The sequence below is a fragment of the Thiothrix caldifontis genome, assembly GCF_900107695.1.
In the GTDB taxonomy this organism is placed as follows: domain Bacteria; phylum Pseudomonadota; class Gammaproteobacteria; order Thiotrichales; family Thiotrichaceae; genus Thiothrix; species Thiothrix caldifontis.
In genome coordinates, this window is sequence record NZ_FNQP01000007.1 from 127,497 (window position 1) to 145,017 (window position 17,521).

Genomic DNA, 17,521 nt, shown 5'->3' on the forward strand with positions numbered 1-17,521 from the left:
GGTATCGGTGACAGCGAACTTACTGAGGCAGCTCCCCCTACTAACAATAAGGCAGCAAACAGCATTTTCTTCATGCGTTTCACTGAAATCCCTTTTTGCTTTACTACACAAATCAAAAATCAATATTGATGCCCGTAATGACCAGAACAAATGGTTCATCACCACCGGGAACAGGCACTGCATCCAGCATGACATCAATCTTCTTACTCAAATGATAGCGGGTACTCATGAGTGGAATCGGTATGACGCCTAAAGCAGCACCTTCATAATTACTGGTTACTTGCACTTTTCCGGCAAGCGTAAAACGCTTGTTTTGGTAAAAAGTTTTGGAATATCCAATAGTAGGACCAGAACGGCCTTTTGAATTCTCCACATAACCAATTAACAGGTTCCGGCGAGAATCCAGTTCCTTCTCAAATAAAAAGCTTTCCGGCCTGAAACCATCATTTTCTGATGGGCTACCAAAATGGTTTACTGTCATAACTTTGGTTACAGACCAGCCTTGTTTTGTCAGGATGTCGTCATAGGACAAAGTGGCGCAGCTTGTAAAGACAAAGCTGATTGAAACGATGATTGCCAGCCTGAAAACCATGAGCGTAATCGCATTACGGTTATGGTTTGCTGCTATCTGAGGCATGTGCTGCATATTCATGACGCCCTCCGAAAAACAGGGTTTATATAAATAACCTGTATTAACGATAAGTTATGTCATGTACAAATCATTAGAATTATTTTGCATGGCAATAGGATTTTTTTGCTCATGCATGTCAACGGCTGACTATTTTCACCCGCCAGCACCAAGGCTTCCGCCCGCTGTCTGGAAAGGTTGAGGTTATAGTCAAGAAAGCCTATGCCTCTTCAACTTTTACGCTGGGCATCAATCACCGAGGGCAATTGCAACAGCTTTTCCAACACTTCGCCCAATTGCTGCACATCACGGATTTCCAGCGTAAAGTCCATCACCGCAAAGCACGGATCGTGAGTATCACGGGTATGCAAGCTGTGAATGTTAACCTTTTCCTTGGCTAACAAACTGGCAATATCCCCTAACACCCCCGATTTATTGAAGGTGGACACGGTAATGTCAGCCGCATAGGCCGCACCATGCGTACCCCAGTTGACTTCAATAATGCGCTCTTCACGTTCCTTGCGCAGGTTAGCCAAGTCAGGACAATCGGCACGATGCACAATCACCCCACGCCCCTGTGACAAGTAACCCACAATAGGATCACCGTTGACGGGATGGCAGCACGTCGCCATTTGCGTATACAGTTTGCTGACGCCCCTCACTTCAATCGCGCTGCTGGGCATTTCCGGGCTGTGTGTCTTACGCAGTTTGAATTCAGGTTCGTGTGCACTCAGCAGAAAATGGCGGATTTGGGCAGGAGAAATTTCATTGCGACCCACCGCAATCAATAAATCGCGTTCACTCGGCCGACTAAACTGTTTGGTCAGCTCTGCATAATCCAATTTGCGCAAGTTGAGCAAATGGCGCTCTTTTTCAAGAATGCGTTCACCGTCTTTAGCATTTTGTTCGTGGTTTTGCTGGCTGAACCATTGGCGTACTTTTTGGCGGGTACTGCCGGATTTTACATAACCCAGCTCTGGCTTCATCCAATCCTGACGCGGGTGTTCGTGTTTACTGGTCAGGATTTCAACCTGATCACCGTTTCTGAGCACGTAGTTAAGGGGCACAATGCTGCCGTTAACCTTTGACCCTCGGCAACGATGCCCGACACTGGTATGGACATGGTAGGCAAAATCCACCGGCGTTGAGCCTTTGGGCATATCAATGATACGGCCCTTGGGGGTGAGCACAAACACCCGGTCACTGAAGACTTCGGTGCGGAAATCTTCCATCAAATCGCTATCACTGTCGTTGCTATCCAGCAACCGGCGCATCGCGTTGATAGCCTCACTCATGGCTTTGTCTTGTCGCCCACCTTCTTTGTAATACCAGTGTGCGGCAACCCCTAACTCCGCAAAACGGTGCATTTCATGGGTACGGATTTGCACTTCCACGAATTTACTTTCCGGCCCAACCACTACCGTATGAATAGACTCGTAACCATTGGGCTTTTTGTTGCCAATGTAATCATCGTATTCTTCGGGGATATGCCGCCAAGTGTTATGCACCACGTCCAAGGTGCGGTAACAGGTGTTGACATCTTCGACAATCACCCGCACGGCACGGAGATCGTACAGTTCATCTATCTCAATTTGTTTGCGGGTTTTCTTTTTCCAGATACTGTACAAGTGCTTGGGGCGACCGTATACCTCACCCTTGATGGCGTTCTTCGTCAGCAATTCTTTCAGAATGTGGATGAAATCAGCAATGTATTGTTCACGTTCAATCCGTTTGCCTGCCAGCGATTTGGCGATCCCCTTGTACACCTCCGGTTGCAAAAAGCGGAAGGACAAATCTTCCAGTTCCCATTTGATTTGGCTGATACCCAGACGGTTAGCCAACGGTGCGTACAAATCCATGCTCAGACGCGCCACACAACGGTGCAGGTCAGACAGTTCCTCGCGAGATAACAACCGCAGGTATTGCAGGCTCCATGCCAACTTGATCAACACCGTGCGAATGTCTTTGATCATCGCCATCAACATGCGCCGCAATTGTTCCCCCTGTTCCTGGCGGGAACTGCTCGAATCGGTATTTTCCACACAATCCCGGAAACGTTGCAGGTTGCGCATGTCTTCGCACAAGCGCCGCACGGCTTGACCGTACTCTTTTTCCACCTCATCCAGTGTCAGGGTTTGTTGGAAACGGTTGTCGCACAACAGGGCTGCCATGATGGTGGTTTGATCCACATCCAGATGCCGGAGAATTTCGGCCACATCCAAACTACAGGGTTGTAACGGGTCGGCAGGCGGGGGCAGCAGCAATAAGTTGTCGATAATTTGCCCCAACAGGTAGAAATCCCGTTCATTATCGGAAACCCAAAAGCGTTCAATCCATGCCTGACGGGTACGGGATTCGGTGTTGGTGGTTCGGCTATGTCGCATATCGGCAGTGCTTCCTCTGTGCCAAATAATTATTGTTGTAGTGTCGTAATAACAGCCTCCAGTTGTGCAAGATGGTAAATGGTCGCATCCGGTTTTTGCCCCCCCGGCCACGCTTGGTGTTCGGGATTAAACCAGACGGTACGCAAGCCTGCACTGGCTGCCCCCTGAATATCCCTCACGGGGTCGTCGCCTACATAGACGGCCTGCTGAGGGGAAATACCTACTTGTTCTAATGCCTGATGAAAAATAGCTGGGTGCGGCTTTGCAACCCCTGCCTCAGCAGAACTGTGTGTGAACTGGAATAAATGCCCAACCCCGATACGGTGGACACAGGCATTACCATTGCTGATCACGCCGAGCAAAAAACGTGCCGATAGTGACTCCAGCGCCTCCAACGCCCCTTCAAAGAAGGTCACTTCATTACGTGCCAGCCAGAACACTTCAAAGCCCGATTCGACCAATGTATCGGTATAACCGTGTTCCTGCGCCAAGGTTGCCAGCCAATTTTTGCGTAAACGAGTCAGATTATAGTGCAATTCAGGGTATTGCTGCATGTAGTTCATGCGATTTTTGATGAGTTCATGCGGTGAATGACGTTCAGTGATGATCGGGTAGTGCTGTTGCAACCAGGTATAAAAGTGGTGTTCCGCGCGTTCAATCACTGGCCTTACCGCCCATAGGGTATCGTCAAGGTCAAAAGCAATACAGCGTATAGTCATGATGAAACTCAATATTTGCAGTAGAATTCAACGGTAATATTAGCATTAGCTAACACAGCATGAAGATTAGTGGAGGGTGACATGAAAATTCGACATTTAATAATACTGGCAGCCAGCTTGCTGTTATTACCTGCCACATTATGGGCGCAAACGGTGGTACTGGTACACGGTTTTCAGGGAAACGGCATGGATTGGCGCAAACAAGGTGTTACCCCCGTGTTGCAACAATACGGTTGGGTCGATGGTGGCAATGTCGTGATGACACCCCAAGGAGTTTATAACTTAACACCACCGGGGGTTAAGCCAGAGCGCATTTTTTACACGGTGGAGTTACCCCCCCGCGCTCCTATTATGCTGCAAACTTATTGGTTAAACACTTACCTGCAACACCTGTATGAGCAACGCCAAGAGCCACTGACTTTGGTGGGGCATTCTGCTGGTGGTTTAGTCGCACGCGCATGGTTAGTCAGTGCTAATAGTGTGCCGGTAAATGCCTTAGTGACGTTAGCAACCCCGCATGTGGGAACACCGAGTGCCGATCTGGCTAGTTTAGCTACTGATACCCCGATGGGCTTTTTTACAGAAATGATGGGCTTCGGCAAGTGGAGTGGCGATGCTGATGATTTATACGATGACATGCGTGTGGAAAAGCCGGGGCGTTTCCTATACTGGTTGAACCATCAGCGTCACCCTGCCATTCGTTACGTGTCAGTGGTGCGTGATAACCAAATTCGCCCCGATCGGTTCGATTTCGTAGTACCTAATTACAGTCAGGATATGAATAATACTTTTGCATTGCTGGGAAAATCAGAATACTGGACGGTGCAGAACTCACACTTTTTAGGCATTCGGGATGGCTATGTATTGGCGAGGATTTTGGCACGCTGAATGCCGGTCTTCCCGCGTCTGCTACCACTGTTCGTTTCCGCTATCAACACCTACCTCATAGAGTGATAACGTGCGCTTATGTTAACCCTTGAGTGAGTTTCATGAGCGCTACCCCTATCTTGTCAGCATATTACCGGCATAAGCAAGGCGGGTTTACCACCCGCTTATACCGTGCCTGGCAAGCCTTGGATGCAGCAGGTTATACCGTCTTTTACATTGCAGCCGAACCCTTACCTGTTACGGGAAAGCACATTCGCCCGATCATTTTGCCGATGCGCTCAAAAGCCTCCTCCGTATGGTATTGGCCGGAATTTTGCTGGCGGGCGGTACGTGAGATGCGCCGCTTGACCCGTGAACACCAGATTACGCAACATTTCATATTTTCATTTTTTTACGCTGTTCTTTCCATTCTATCCAGTATGGGGCTGGGGGTGCGCACCCTGACCTTTATACGCGGCGATGATGTTTTTGACTCGCGCAAAAAACGCTTTGCAGGGTTGCGTATTGCCTTTCACCGTGTGTTGGAAAAATTGGGAATGCGCTACTCTTATCGCGTGATTACCACCAGCGAAACGATGCGGGCTATCATTAATCAACGCTCAGGGGGAAACACCAAAACGGTGTGCTTACCTAACCATATAGTCACACAACCACTGGCCTTACCACGCCCCGACATTCGCCACGATATCCTGCGTATTGCGACAGTCTCGGTGGTGACACCACGCAAAAATATCCAGTTTATGCTGGAAGCCCTTAGCCAAGTAAGTAGCACAAATTGGGAGTATCTCGTAATCGGTGGCGACACCAGCGGCGTGGGGTATCAAGCCCAACTGCAAGCCTTCATTGACAAGGCAGGAATTGCCGATAAAGTATCCTTCCTCGGCTGGCAAAGTGATGTTGCGTCTATCTTGCAAACCTGCCATTTGTTTGTCTTTCCTACTCTGCATGAAGGCTCGCCCAATGCCTTGCTGGAAGCCATGGGCTATGGTCTGCCTTGCCTTGCCAGTGATATTCCTGAAATACGCGAGGTGCTGCCTGACCGTGAATTACTTTTCCCCCCCAACCAGCATGCGGTATTGATCAACAAACTGAATAAATTCCTGCAATTACCGGGCTATGCCACCGTGCTCAGAAGCAAAACTGCCGCTTGTCAGGCACGTTATCGCTTCGATTGGAATCAACATATCGTGGATTTGGTTGCTGCTGCGACTGTGCGCACCTAGTTATGAGCAAAAATTATACTAGCTCGACACTGATTCGCCTGTTTGCTATCGGTCTCAATGCCCTAGGTGCAGTGTTACTGTTACCTTTTGTACTTAAGTCACTGGGTGAAAATGCTTTTGGCTTGTGGTCGATGGCGAATGCCATTGTAGGTTATTTACTGTTATTAGATTTTGGGATTGCTTACGCCTGTACACGCTACCTCGCCTTACATGGCGATGATAAACGTGCTTGGCAAATGACGCTAAGTACCTCGATGTTCCTGTCACTGCTATTAACAGGTTTGTTATTACTTGTTGCGGTATTAGTGCAATTCAGCGTCCCACAACTTGAACAAGCACTGCGGGACGTGATCACGATTTTGCTAGTGGAAGTAGCCCTGTCTGTGCCGCTGCGGCTTTACCAAAGTATCTTGCGGGCAGAAGTCCGCTACCTGGAAATCGGTTGGTTTGAAACCGTGCGTATCAGTCTGCGCTTGTTGGGCATACCCCTGATCTTGTGGCTAGGGGGGGGACTGATAGCCATCCTGTTGTACGCCTCTGTTGTCAATGTACTATTTTTCACCCTCATGCTGATCAGCGTGTATCGGCGTGACAAAACCGTGTATGTGCAATGGCAAGCCGTAGACTGGCAACATTTGAAAGCGTTATTGCGTTTCAGCAAATACACAGCATTGAGTCAAACGGCTGATTTTTTCAAATACCGCACCGACAATGTATTGGTCGGGGTGTTGATTGGTATTCAGGCCGTTGCGCCTTACGCCATCATGATCGTGCTGATCGACATGCTGACACAAATTCTGATGCGCTTTCAAAGCTACTGGGACACCATCATCATACGTCAGGTCGGGGAACAACGCCTCGCCAGTGCCTTAGATACCCTGTTAACCTCACTGCAAATTGGCGTGGGGTTAGCACTATTAGCGGTTTTTAATACTTGGTTGGTGGGTGAAACCTTTCTAACCCTGTGGGTCGGTCAGTCTTATGCTTACCTCAACCTACCGTTGACGATTTTTACCCTGACGTTGCTAGGGCTGGCAGTGCAGTTGGCAACCACGCCGTATTTCAATGCCGTGGGCAAACAAAAAGCCAATGCACTACTGGGTGTGTCTGAAATGGGCATTAAGTTAGTCTTGCTCTGGCCTTTTAGCACCCTGTTTGCTACTGATGGGATTATCTACGCCAGCGTATTAGCTGCATTCTTGGCAACATTGTTACGCATGAATAGCCTTGCCGCAGCCCTTTCTGTACGTCCGACCCGCTTGTGGCGAATGGTAGCTTGTAAAACGCTGCCAGCCACACTGCTCGTCATGAGCTTGTGGGGCTTAACATTCCTAGGCGCTCGTGCTGGTCTGCATGGCTGGGTTTTACTCGCACTTATGTTGACACTGGAAACTCTGCTGTTTTTTCTGATTTTAAAAAAGCGCCACGTACCAAATCATCTTCTTATTTTTACCACCTGTCTCAAGCCTCATAGCAATACCCATTAGCCTTATCTATTGTAACAATTACCTAAGTAACGGTTAGAGACATACTGTGAAAATCGCATTTATTGCCATTAAAGGTATTGACCGCATTGGCGGGGTGGAAACCTACACACTGGAACTGGGCAAACGCTTGGTTGATGCAGGCCATCAGGTTATTGTTTACACCATTAAGACCCCCCAGTATTCCCGGCCTTTTTTCCATGAAGGCATGTGGATTATTCCATTGCCGACGTTAAAGCACGTGTATTTTGAAAAAATGCTGTTGGTTGCTCTTGCCAGCTTTCACCAGTTCACTATTAAGCACTTGGATATTGTGCATTACCAAGCGATTGGTCCTAGTCTATTTTCCTTCATTCCCCGGCTAGCAGGGCGGCGTACCATTTTCCAAAGCCATGGGCATGAGTGGGCTCATGCTTGGAACGGTCTGGCACGTATTGTCTTTCTCCTGTCTGAAAAACTCAGTTTTTGGTTCGCTCACGATTCCATTGCAGTGTCACGCTCGCTGCGCCATTACTACCATAAAAAATACAGGCGGGATGTTACCTACATTCCGTCAGGCATCACGCCTCGTCAGGCTATCCCTTGCCAGACCATTTCCCGCTATGGAATTAAAATGGACGGTTACATTCTATTTGTCGGCAGGCTATCCAAAGAAAAGCGGGTACATGACCTGTTACTGGCCTATAAACGGCTGGAGTCCCCTCCGCTCAAGCTGGTGATTGTGGGCAATGCGCGGGCAGGTGATGCTTACGGTGACGAATTACGTGCTCTCGCAGGCAATGACAGCCGTATTGTCTTTACCGGTGCTGTCTATGGTGACGAGCTGATTGAGTGGTACAGCAATGCCTACGTGTATGTATTACCGTCTGAAACGGAGGGGCTGCCCATTACCCTATTGGAAGCAATGAGCCTAGGGCGCTGCTGTATCGCAAGCAATATTGAAGCCAATGTGGAAGCATTAAGCAATAAAGGTATTTTATTCCCTGTGGGTGATGTCAACGCCTTAAGCACGCATTTGCAACAGGTGATGACAAACCCTGCCCAAGTAAAACACATAGGCAGTATTTTACATCAGCATGTGTTGAGCAATTACACATGGACACTGATTACCGAACAATTCATACGCTTTTACCAGAAGGTCATGCAGCCAGTCTCAGGGCAGACTGCAAACCTATTGACTATGCAAGGCAAACAAACAATGTCTATAAATTACCCTATCAATAGAGCCGCTGATGTTACCGAAACAACTAACACAGCTAGTATCATGTTGCCGGAAGAAAGTCGTGGTTACTACGCGCCACCTCAACAGCAAATTCCGTTCCGGCAGTACTGGGGAGCATTGCGCCATAACCTCGGCCCTGTCCTGTTGTCTGCGATAGGGGGGGCATTATTACTGTTGGTGCTTGCCGCTTTGACTAACCCAACGTATACAGCCAAAAGTAGCATCAAAGTGGATACACGCAGCCCCATGCTGCTGAACTATGATGTTGATACTGCTCGACCACCTTCTTACATTGATGAGACGGTTTTCTACAACACGCAATTCAAGATGCTTCGCAGCCGTGATTTAGCGAAACGTGTGATTGACAAACTGGCTATACGAGACAGTCTGCTGGCAGAACGTCCTTTTAAGCCCGCGATGTATGTCTTGACTGACCCGTTCAATGACTTGGTTAAATTCGTGCGTAGTCTGCTCCCCACTGATGGCGAATCAAGTAATGCTGCCGAGCAGGTCACAGCAGAAGAAATTTTCCTCAAAAACCTCAGTATCAAACCGGTCAAAAGCTCACGGATTATCGACATCCAGTACACGGGGCAAAATGCTGAGCAAGCCCGCAATGTTGTTCAAACCCTGACACAAACATTTGTGGAACAACAATATGAAGACCGCCGCGAAGTCGCAGAGAACGGCAAGCGTTTCCTGAACGAGCAAATCTATTCAGCACGTGAAAAACTCCAGACCGCTGAAGCGGCTCTGATCCGTTACGCCAGTGCCAAAAATATCGTGGATACCAATGCAGATGAGCCACTCATCGCCCAAAAGTTGGAAGCCCTGAGCAAAGCTTACATGGCAGCCAAGGAAAACCGCATTCGTACCCAAAGCCAATTCAATAATAAGGGCGAACTTTCCGGTATCTTGAATGCGGAAGACGACCCGGTTGTTCAGGAACATAAGCAAGAGCTTGGCAAATTACAAGGTTCTTACCTGTCCAACCTAGAGCTATTCAAGCCAAATTACCCCGCCATGCTGTCGTTACAAGAGCAAATTCGCAGCCGTGAACGTTTAATTGCCGAAGCAACGGCGCTGATCCGTAAAAATACGGTCAATAACCTTCGCGCTTCCTTTGATGCTGCACAGGATGAAGAACAGAAGTTAGCCAAAGAAATCAAGTTACTAGAAAAGGAACTCTTAACGTTTCGCAGCGACAACATTGGTTACGCCAACCTAAAACGTGACGTAGACAGTTTACGTAGTTTATACGAAGGGCTATTACAGCGCTTAAAAGAAGTCAGTGTGGTCGAAACAGTGCAAAGTGACAACGTGAGTGTTGTCGACACTGCCGTTGCTCCGTCACGTAAGGATGGCCCTAGTTTCTCGAAATACCTGCTGCTGGGCCTGCTTTCTGGCTTCCTACTGAGTTCATTGCTTATCCTCGTGCGCGAAATCATGCAGCCCAAAGTGCGTATCTCTGCGGATCTGCAAGAAGCTGGAGGCAAATACCAAGTATTACATGCACTGCCTTACAATAAAGCGGTGAGTGAGGGATCTACGGTCATTTTCAAACCAAAATCCGCTGCTGTCTGGCTTGATGCCTTACGTTATCTGCGTACCTCGCTAGTGTTAGCAAATCATGGCAAGTTTCCACAGATATTACATATTACCAGCCCTCTGCCCGGTGAAGGCAAAAGCACTGTAGCCGTCAACCTTGCAACCCTTTTGGCTAGTTCCGGCCATAAAGTTCTGTTGATAGATGCTGATTTGCGTAAACCCACCGTCCACAAGCACCTGAATTTGGATAATAGTAGTGGATTAACTAACTACCTGAGTGGCAACCTCAGCCAAAGCCCGTTGTACCGGATAAAAAGCACACGTATGTTGTTTGCCATTTGTGCCGGGCCAGCTATCCTCGATCCGGTAGAAGCACTCTCCAGTTCACGGATGCAATCACTGCTCGACAAGGCACGTGAACTATTTGACTACGTGGTTATTGATGCACCGCCTGTATTAGGCATGGCAGATTCCTTATTGCTGTCCAACCGTGCAGATGGCACGCTTTTAATTGTTGCTAACAACACCTCGACCAAACAGGAAGTCCGTACCTCGATTGAGTGCTTAGAGAAAAGCCATGGCAAACTGCTCGGTTTGGTACAAAACATGGTTCCCCTTAGACACATTAGCAAGACATCCAACTATTCTGACGGACGTAACATGCTCATCCCTGCTTGAGCATAGCCATTCACCATAGCCCACCTCAGGCGGTGGGCTGTTCCCGGTGAATCTCATAGAGCATGACCGCAATGACCATATCCATAAACAAATCATTGCTTAAAATACCGGCGTTATGAAACACAGAGTTCACTAACGTAGCGACAATAATAGCTAACCGATACCAGCTCCCCTTAATGAGACGGTAAAGGTAATACACTAATAACAATAATCCAGAAAACCCGTAGGTGTGCATCAAATTTAAAATGGAATTGTGTACCGGTACAATGTACTGCGCTTTTTCCAACGGCCCGTAATCAAACAAATTGCGTTCATTCACAAAATACTCCACTGCATATTCCACCGTATTGAACTCAAAACCGTAACCCCAAGGCTTCTGCCAAAATAACTCAATACCGTATTTGTAAAGGGTGGAACGCCCCGCAGCGGAAGCATCATCCAAATTGATAAGGCGTGAATCCACATCGGCATTACCCGGCATCAACAGGTAAGCCATTGCACCCAATAATACGGCTACCCCCGCCAGCGGAATCACCCGCGCTGGGAATAACCGTAAATAAACCAAGGCTGGCATTAGCAAGGCAGCCCCCATCGCAGAGCGGGTTTCCGACGCAAAAATCCCTCCTGCCAGTATGACGCAGCCTACCCCCCCCAACCATTGAGCACGCTGATTGGCAGGATTTTTGATAACCCAGTAAAGCATCAGCGCCATCGCACTCAATAGCATATACGTCTGGGGAATGGCATACAGCGTTAGTCCGGGTGGGCGATCCAGTACCTCTGCCATTTGAGTGCGCATTTCATCGCTAATTTCCTTATTCTGCATTTCCTGAAGAATCGCATGAAATTCCCAGGCAACGTGTACACCAAGCCCTTGTAAAATACCGATCAAGGCCGAGGGCAGTGCCAAACTCAGTAAAACAAAAGCCAGCACCCGAAAACCGTATTGTTCCAGAATAAAGTAAGCCACCATGAGCAATAAATAGGATTGCAACAGTCGCATTTCACCGCTGATGATTCCCCCCACCCCAACATTATTGGTCAGAGAAACTACCAGTCCCAAAATAGCCAGCAAAACATAAATCACATTAACCGGTCTCAAGCGGGCAACCACACTGCTGTCCAATAACAATACCAGCCCACCTGCCAGCAAAATCAGAAACGACCTGACAGGTAAACCTGCCAGATAAACATTGTTCAGGTAAGCCAGAAAGATAAAATGCAGGCCAAATAGCCATAAGATAAACGTGCGCAAGGTTGTGTCTCCTTATGTTTTTATTCCATATAAATTTTTTTGCACACAATCACCATATTTTTGCGATAAGGCGACTACTACGTAAGACGACTAGTATGGGAGTGGATACGATTTACACTGAACCGATTTACATCCACCTATCACCGAAAGTATTCACTTCATCAATACAGTGACACCAGAATATTACTGACCTCCTATCTTCACCTAGGCCATGTGATTTCGGCTTTACAAGCATTAGTGGCATTTTTATAAGGGTTTTAGCTGGAGAAACAACATGAAGGGGCTTTTTAGCAAACTAACCGTAATCTGTTTATCGGCTATGCTTTTAGCGATCAATAGCCAAGCGGCAACCAATCAGCCGGGTATTGTGTTGACCTTCGACGACACCAGTACGGGTCTTTGGCATAATTTTTTTGCGGGCAGGACTGACAATGTGCGAGCCACATTCTTCGTCAGTCAATGGCATACCTTATCCGCAGCACAGATACAGCAATTACGGGATCTGCAAAACCACGGGCATGAAATAGGTTGCCATAGCCGCAACCATATAGGGGTGGGTCAGTACCTTTTTGATCCCAACCGGACATTAGAATATGTTAATACCGAAGTGATCCCGGCAATACGCAATATGAATAATGATGGGTTCTACCCGCTGAGTTTCTCTTATCCTTCCGGGGAAAGGAATGAAAATTACGATGCCGCGATCAGACCCTATTTACCTTATTTGCGTACAACCTATTATGATCCAGCCAGACCACTGGCTCAAAATGATCAAATTTACCACAACAGTGACAAGGTGTACGCTGTACTTGCTGGAGCGAGCTTGGATAACCGTTATGGCGTTACGATAGCAGAAATTGAGCAGGCGCTTATTCGTGCAAAGAACAATCATGAAATTATAAGCTTATATGGGCACTATATCTTTGATGACGCATCCGGCGATGCGGATTCTCAGTATGCAATTCGTGCCAGCAAGTTAAACCAGATTATCGCGATAGCCCAACGATTGGGACTGAGGTTTTATACGTTTCATGAAGCCTTTGAAGTCCAAAACCAACTGATCCCCCTCCCTGTTTCTTCAGCAGGCAGCGTCAATAATACTGGCACGGCAACTGCGCCACCTGATGCCATTCCACAAACCAATAATAACAACGGCGGCGGTGGCAGCTTTCACCTCAGTTACCTGTTGCTTGTTTTTGCCCTAAAAGTTCGTCAGTCATTTAAAAAAACCATAACCATTTAGCGGCAGATCGCTATGGTCTGTCGTCCAGAGAGTATATATCCATCACTGGTGCTTATATTCATGGAAGTACCATCATTTTTATCTAGTATTAATTTCATGATGATTCTGAGTTTTTCTATCAACACAGGGTATGGAGCTATGAGAAGTTTTTTCAAAAAATGGGTCGTGATTTATTGGTTAGCTGTTTTGTTTGGTGCCAGTGCCCAGGCAGCAACCAATCAACCGGGCGTCGTATTAACCTTTGATGACACCAGTACGGGGCTTTGGCATAATTTTTTTGCAAACAGGACTGATAATGTACGTGCCACCTTCTTTGTAACCAAGTGGCATGAGCTATCCCGCCCGACCCAGATTGACCAACTACGGGATTTGCAAAACAAAGGGCATGAAATAGGTTGCCACAGTTATGACCATACCGGTGTGGGTGAGTTTTTGTTTGATCCTAGCAGAACGCAGGAATACGTGAACACCCAAGTCATCCCAGCCATACAAAACATGCAGGCTGATGGCTTCAATCCGGTCAGCTTTTCATACCCATCCGGTGAGCGTGACGAAAACTATGACGCCGCTATCAGGCCGTACCTTCCCTATTTGCGCACAACCTTTTACGATGCAAGCAAACAACTGGCGCAAATGGACGAAATTTACCATAACAGCGACAAGACCTACGGTGTTCTGGAAGGGGAGAGCCTTGATAATCGCTATGGGCGCACCGTAGCAGAAATAGAACAAGCCTTGATTCGTGCGAAAAATAACAATGAAATTATTACCTTGTATGGTCATTATATCTTTGATGATACCTCACCGGATGCCGATTCCCAGTATGCGATTCGTGCCAGCAAACTGAATCAGATTATTGATATTGCAAAAGGTTTAGGGTTGAAGTTTTATACGTTTCAGGAAGCTTATGCCCTGACTCCGGCTCCTGTCACTTTACCAGCAGCGCCTAGCCAGTTAACAGCAACTGCACTGGCGGGCAATCAGGTACGTTTAAACTGGGTCGATGCCAGTAGTGACGAATCTGGCTTTAGCATTGAACGTTGCCAAGGTGCTGGCTGTACTAACTTTGCGTTTCGGAGTACGGTTGCGGCGAATGCAGTGAGCTTTACCGATACAAACCTGACGAGTAATACGCTCTACCGATACCGGATACGTGCTTACCGGGGAGCAGATTATTCCAGCTATGCTAATACGGTGGACATAACCACACCTGTATCGCCACCATCCATTGCTGCGCCTGCCAATCTGACCGCAACGGTGCTTACTGGCAATAAGGTACGTTTAAACTGGGTGGATGCCAGTAATAATGAGTCTGGCTTCAAAATTGAACGTTGCCTCAAAGCGACCTGTACTAACGTTGACTTTACGGTGATCAAAACGACGGGGGCGAATATCGTCCAGTTTACCAATACCAATTTACAGGCGAATCAAACCTACAGTTATCGAGTGCGGGCTTACCGGGGAACCAATTATTCTGCTTATTCCAATACCGTGAATATCACCATATCCACATCCTCAACATCCATTGCAGCGCCTACTAACTTGACAGCAACAGTACTTGCTGGCAATCAGGTGCGCTTAAATTGGGTGGATGCCAGTAACAATGAAACAGGATTCAAGCTGGAACGCTGCCTAAAGGCGGGTTGTACGAGTTTTGAGTTTTTGGGGACGGTTGGGGTGAATGCAGTGAGCTTTACCGATACTGACCCCACGCTGGAAAGCGGTGAAAGTTATCGTTATCGTGTGCGGGCTTACCATACCAATGGCACTTATTCTGCGTATAGCAATATTGTAACGGTGAATATGTAACGTTCTAAGCCACTATGCGGCTTGCTCAAAGCAGGCGCTTCCCGCACCTGCTTTGCTGATCAGTTTACGTAACTGACGTTTATCTTCCTGCCGTTTGGCAGAATTGCTTTTTTCGTGAACCCCTCCGCGCTGAATAAACAGGTGGTGGGCGACGGGATTGCGCTTACGCGGCTGCTTTTTTGCCATGAGCTTGCTCCTGTGTTGGCAGTTTGAACCATTGTGCTTTACCGTGACGTTGCAGGTAATGCAGATAACGGACAGGTTTGAGGAAGTCCGGTGCTTCGCTGGTTGGGACGAAGCAAAACTTTTTCGGTAATTCGGTGTACAAATAACGCGGCGGCTTGCCGAGGTGGTAGTAACGCTCGATACCCTTGAGGCGATTGCCCGTGTCATAGCTGTGATAAAACACGTCGCGGATACCCAGTTCGCGGCGAATGAAGCAGAGTGCTGCTGTCAACATCGCTTCATCCCACACCTTGGCGTAAGGGCGCAATGCCTCGCGGTATTGCTGCATCTTGTCCTCACCGTACAAATAGTTTTTGTAACTATCCGCCACGCCTTTGACCCAATCGGACTGAATTTCTTCGATCAACGCCTGATTGCTGACGAAATCAAGATCAATCCGCGCCCACGCCAGCGTTTCCACTGTGCCATCCTTGCGCACTGGATGCCCGTGATAGGAAAATGGCGCAACATCGTCTTCACCGACCAGCGTTTTGAGGTGCTGGTGGTGGTCGTTGGCAAAATTCAGTTGCAGTACCAAGTCGTAACCCGTGCGGCAAGTCTGTTTCCAGTGACGGTCGTCCTTGTCGTCTGTGCCCCACTCGTCCAACGTGAGGATGAAATTCAGCGGCTTGTGGTCGCGGTATTGGGCAATGACCGCTTCCAAATGCCACGGCTCTAATTGTCCTTTACCTGCTAAAGCCAAGGCTTCGGTGACAATGGGTTTGGTTAACAATTTGGCATAAGGAGAGCGGCGCAATGCCGCAATCCCCATACCATTGCCGATGTAATCCTTGAGCAATTGCAGTGCGTAGCTCTCCGGTGCGTAACGAAACACCGTGCGGTTGCCGCTCAAGCATTCGCGGATCAGTTCAACTTGTGTCTTCTCCATATTTCACCTCGTTTAACCTTTCACGCAAATCACTTGACGCAATGTATGTACGACCTCGACCAGATCGCTTTGGTTCTGCATCACCACGTCGATGTCCTTGTACGCGCCGGGAATTTCATCGACCACACCTTTGTCCTTGCGGCATTCGATCCCCTTGGTCTGCGCTTCCAGATCGAGTGTGTTGAAACGCCGTTTGGCTTCGGTGCGGCTCATGCGTCGCCCTGCACCGTGCGAACAGGAGCAGAACGATTGCGCATTGCCCAAGCCACGCACGATGTACGATTTCGCGCCCATGCTGCCGGGAATAATGCCGAGCTGCCCCAACTGCGCACTGATTGCGCCCTTGCGGGTCAGGTAGACTTCCGCGCCGAAGTGCTCTTCCTTTTGCACGTAATTGTGGTGGCAATTGATCGCTTCGCGGGTGGTGGTGAAGGCGGGTAAGGCTTTGCTGCGTTGCAATGCGTCCAATACCAAGCGCATCATTTCACGGCGATTGACCATTGCGTAATCCTGTGCCCAGCCGACCGCTTCAACGTAATCATCGAAATGCTGCGTGCCTTCGGTGAAGTAGGCGAGGTCTTTGTCCGGCAATTGACCGAGTTCCCGCCCCACATCCTTTTTGGCTTTTTCGATGAAATAACGCCCGATGGCATTGCCCACCCCGCGACTGCCGGAATGCAGCATTACCCACACGTCGTCGCCTTCGTCGATGCACAGCTCGATAAAATGGTTGCCGCCGCCAAGTGTGCCGAGTTGCTTGCCCCATTGGCGATGAAAGTTTTTCAACATTTTCACCAGACTGGGGTGCTTGTTGGTAATCACATCGAGGTGCTTGCCCATGTTATTGAGTGTTGAACCGTTGATGCTGGGGCGTTCGTGTTCATCGAAACCGGTCGGCACCCGCTGTTCAATCGCCGTGCGAATGCTGTACAAGTTGTCAGGCAAGTCGTGGGCTTTGAGCGATAGCCGTACCGCGTTCATCCCACAACCAATATCGACACCGACTGCGGCGGGAATAATCGCGCCACGGGTGGGAATCACAGAACCCACGGTCGCACCAATGCCGTGATGCACGTCAGGCATCGCCGCAATGTGGCTGTGGATGAAGGGCAGTTGCGACAGATTTCCCAATTGTGTCAGCGAACCGCTATCCACATCGTCAGTAAAAATCTTGACCGGAACCTTGCCCTTATTGAGCATAAAACTGATAGGCATAAAAAAACCCCGTTGGTTTTTAGGCCATCCGGGGTTTTCGACATGCTGCACACGAAGCACCGCATTCTTACGCCGGATGACTGAAATCAGTCCCCCGGCACAAGCGCGGGA

Annotated in this window: 13 protein-coding genes; 6 read left to right on the plus strand and 7 right to left on the minus strand. The window is 48.5% G+C overall.

What is annotated here, in order from left to right:
* Positions 1–112 precede the first annotated feature (112 nt).
* The 3 genes from BLV87_RS07675 to BLV87_RS07685 all read right to left on the minus strand — a co-directional run bounded on the left by BLV87_RS07675 (position 113) and on the right by BLV87_RS07685 (position 3,731).
* Positions 113–652 carry a hypothetical protein gene (locus BLV87_RS07675; protein WP_093067079.1) on the minus strand — a complete coding sequence of 180 codons (540 nt, stop codon included), beginning with the start codon at positions 650–652 and terminating at the stop codon, positions 113–115.
* A 206-nt stretch (positions 653–858) separates the two neighbouring features.
* The gene (locus tag BLV87_RS07680; protein WP_093067081.1) at positions 859–3,012 is read right to left on the minus strand and encodes a RelA/SpoT family protein; all 2,154 of its coding nucleotides are present in this window, start codon (positions 3,010–3,012) and stop codon (positions 859–861) included.
* A 29-nt stretch (positions 3,013–3,041) separates the two neighbouring features.
* Entirely contained in the window at positions 3,042–3,731 is a 690-nt protein-coding gene (locus tag BLV87_RS07685; RefSeq protein ID WP_093067083.1) for an HAD family hydrolase, read from the minus strand.
* An 81-nt stretch (positions 3,732–3,812) separates the two neighbouring features.
* Here BLV87_RS07685 and BLV87_RS07690 point away from each other — a divergent pair, with 81 nt between their 5' ends.
* The 4 genes from BLV87_RS07690 (at position 3,813) to BLV87_RS07705 (ending at position 10,774) form a co-directional block, all read left to right on the plus strand.
* Positions 3,813–4,619 carry an esterase/lipase family protein gene (locus BLV87_RS07690; protein WP_093067085.1) on the plus strand — a complete coding sequence of 269 codons (807 nt, stop codon included), beginning with the start codon at positions 3,813–3,815 and terminating at the stop codon, positions 4,617–4,619.
* A 101-nt stretch (positions 4,620–4,720) separates the two neighbouring features.
* Complete coding sequence (locus tag BLV87_RS07695; RefSeq protein WP_093067087.1) at positions 4,721–5,842, plus strand: glycosyltransferase family 4 protein; 1,122 nt, start codon at positions 4,721–4,723, stop codon at positions 5,840–5,842.
* A gap of 2 nt (positions 5,843–5,844) precedes the next feature.
* Positions 5,845–7,329 carry a lipopolysaccharide biosynthesis protein gene (locus BLV87_RS07700; protein WP_093067089.1) on the plus strand — a complete coding sequence of 495 codons (1,485 nt, stop codon included), beginning with the start codon at positions 5,845–5,847 and terminating at the stop codon, positions 7,327–7,329.
* A 46-nt stretch (positions 7,330–7,375) separates the two neighbouring features.
* Entirely contained in the window at positions 7,376–10,774 is a 3,399-nt protein-coding gene (locus BLV87_RS07705) for a polysaccharide biosynthesis tyrosine autokinase (RefSeq protein WP_093067091.1), read from the plus strand.
* A gap of 25 nt (positions 10,775–10,799) precedes the next feature.
* Here BLV87_RS07705 and BLV87_RS07710 read toward each other — a convergent pair whose 3' ends face one another.
* Positions 10,800–12,029 carry an O-antigen ligase family protein gene (locus tag BLV87_RS07710; RefSeq protein ID WP_093067093.1) on the minus strand — a complete coding sequence of 410 codons (1,230 nt, stop codon included), beginning with the start codon at positions 12,027–12,029 and terminating at the stop codon, positions 10,800–10,802.
* Between the two features lie 274 nt (positions 12,030–12,303).
* Between BLV87_RS07710 and BLV87_RS07715 the strand changes: the two genes are divergently transcribed.
* Complete coding sequence (locus BLV87_RS07715) at positions 12,304–13,272, plus strand: polysaccharide deacetylase family protein (protein ID WP_093067094.1); 969 nt, start codon at positions 12,304–12,306, stop codon at positions 13,270–13,272.
* 138 nt (positions 13,273–13,410) lie between these two features.
* The gene (locus BLV87_RS07720; protein ID WP_175517876.1) at positions 13,411–15,081 is read left to right on the plus strand and encodes a fibronectin type III domain-containing protein; all 1,671 of its coding nucleotides are present in this window, start codon (positions 13,411–13,413) and stop codon (positions 15,079–15,081) included.
* Positions 15,082–15,093: 12 nt separating this feature from the next.
* Here the strand turns inward: BLV87_RS07720 and BLV87_RS19300 are convergent, their stop codons facing one another.
* The 3 genes from BLV87_RS19300 to BLV87_RS07730 are packed head-to-tail and all read right to left on the minus strand — an operon-like array spanning position 15,094 to position 17,410.
* Entirely contained in the window at positions 15,094–15,267 is a 174-nt protein-coding gene (locus BLV87_RS19300) for a hypothetical protein (protein WP_175517877.1), read from the minus strand.
* Entirely contained in the window at positions 15,245–16,195 is a 951-nt protein-coding gene (locus tag BLV87_RS07725) for a hypothetical protein (protein WP_093067098.1), read from the minus strand. The genes BLV87_RS19300 and BLV87_RS07725 overlap by 23 nt, the downstream gene beginning before the upstream one ends.
* Before the next feature lie 12 nt (positions 16,196–16,207).
* Entirely contained in the window at positions 16,208–17,410 is a 1,203-nt protein-coding gene (locus tag BLV87_RS07730) for an RtcB family protein (RefSeq protein ID WP_093067176.1), read from the minus strand.
* Positions 17,411–17,521 lie beyond the last annotated feature (111 nt).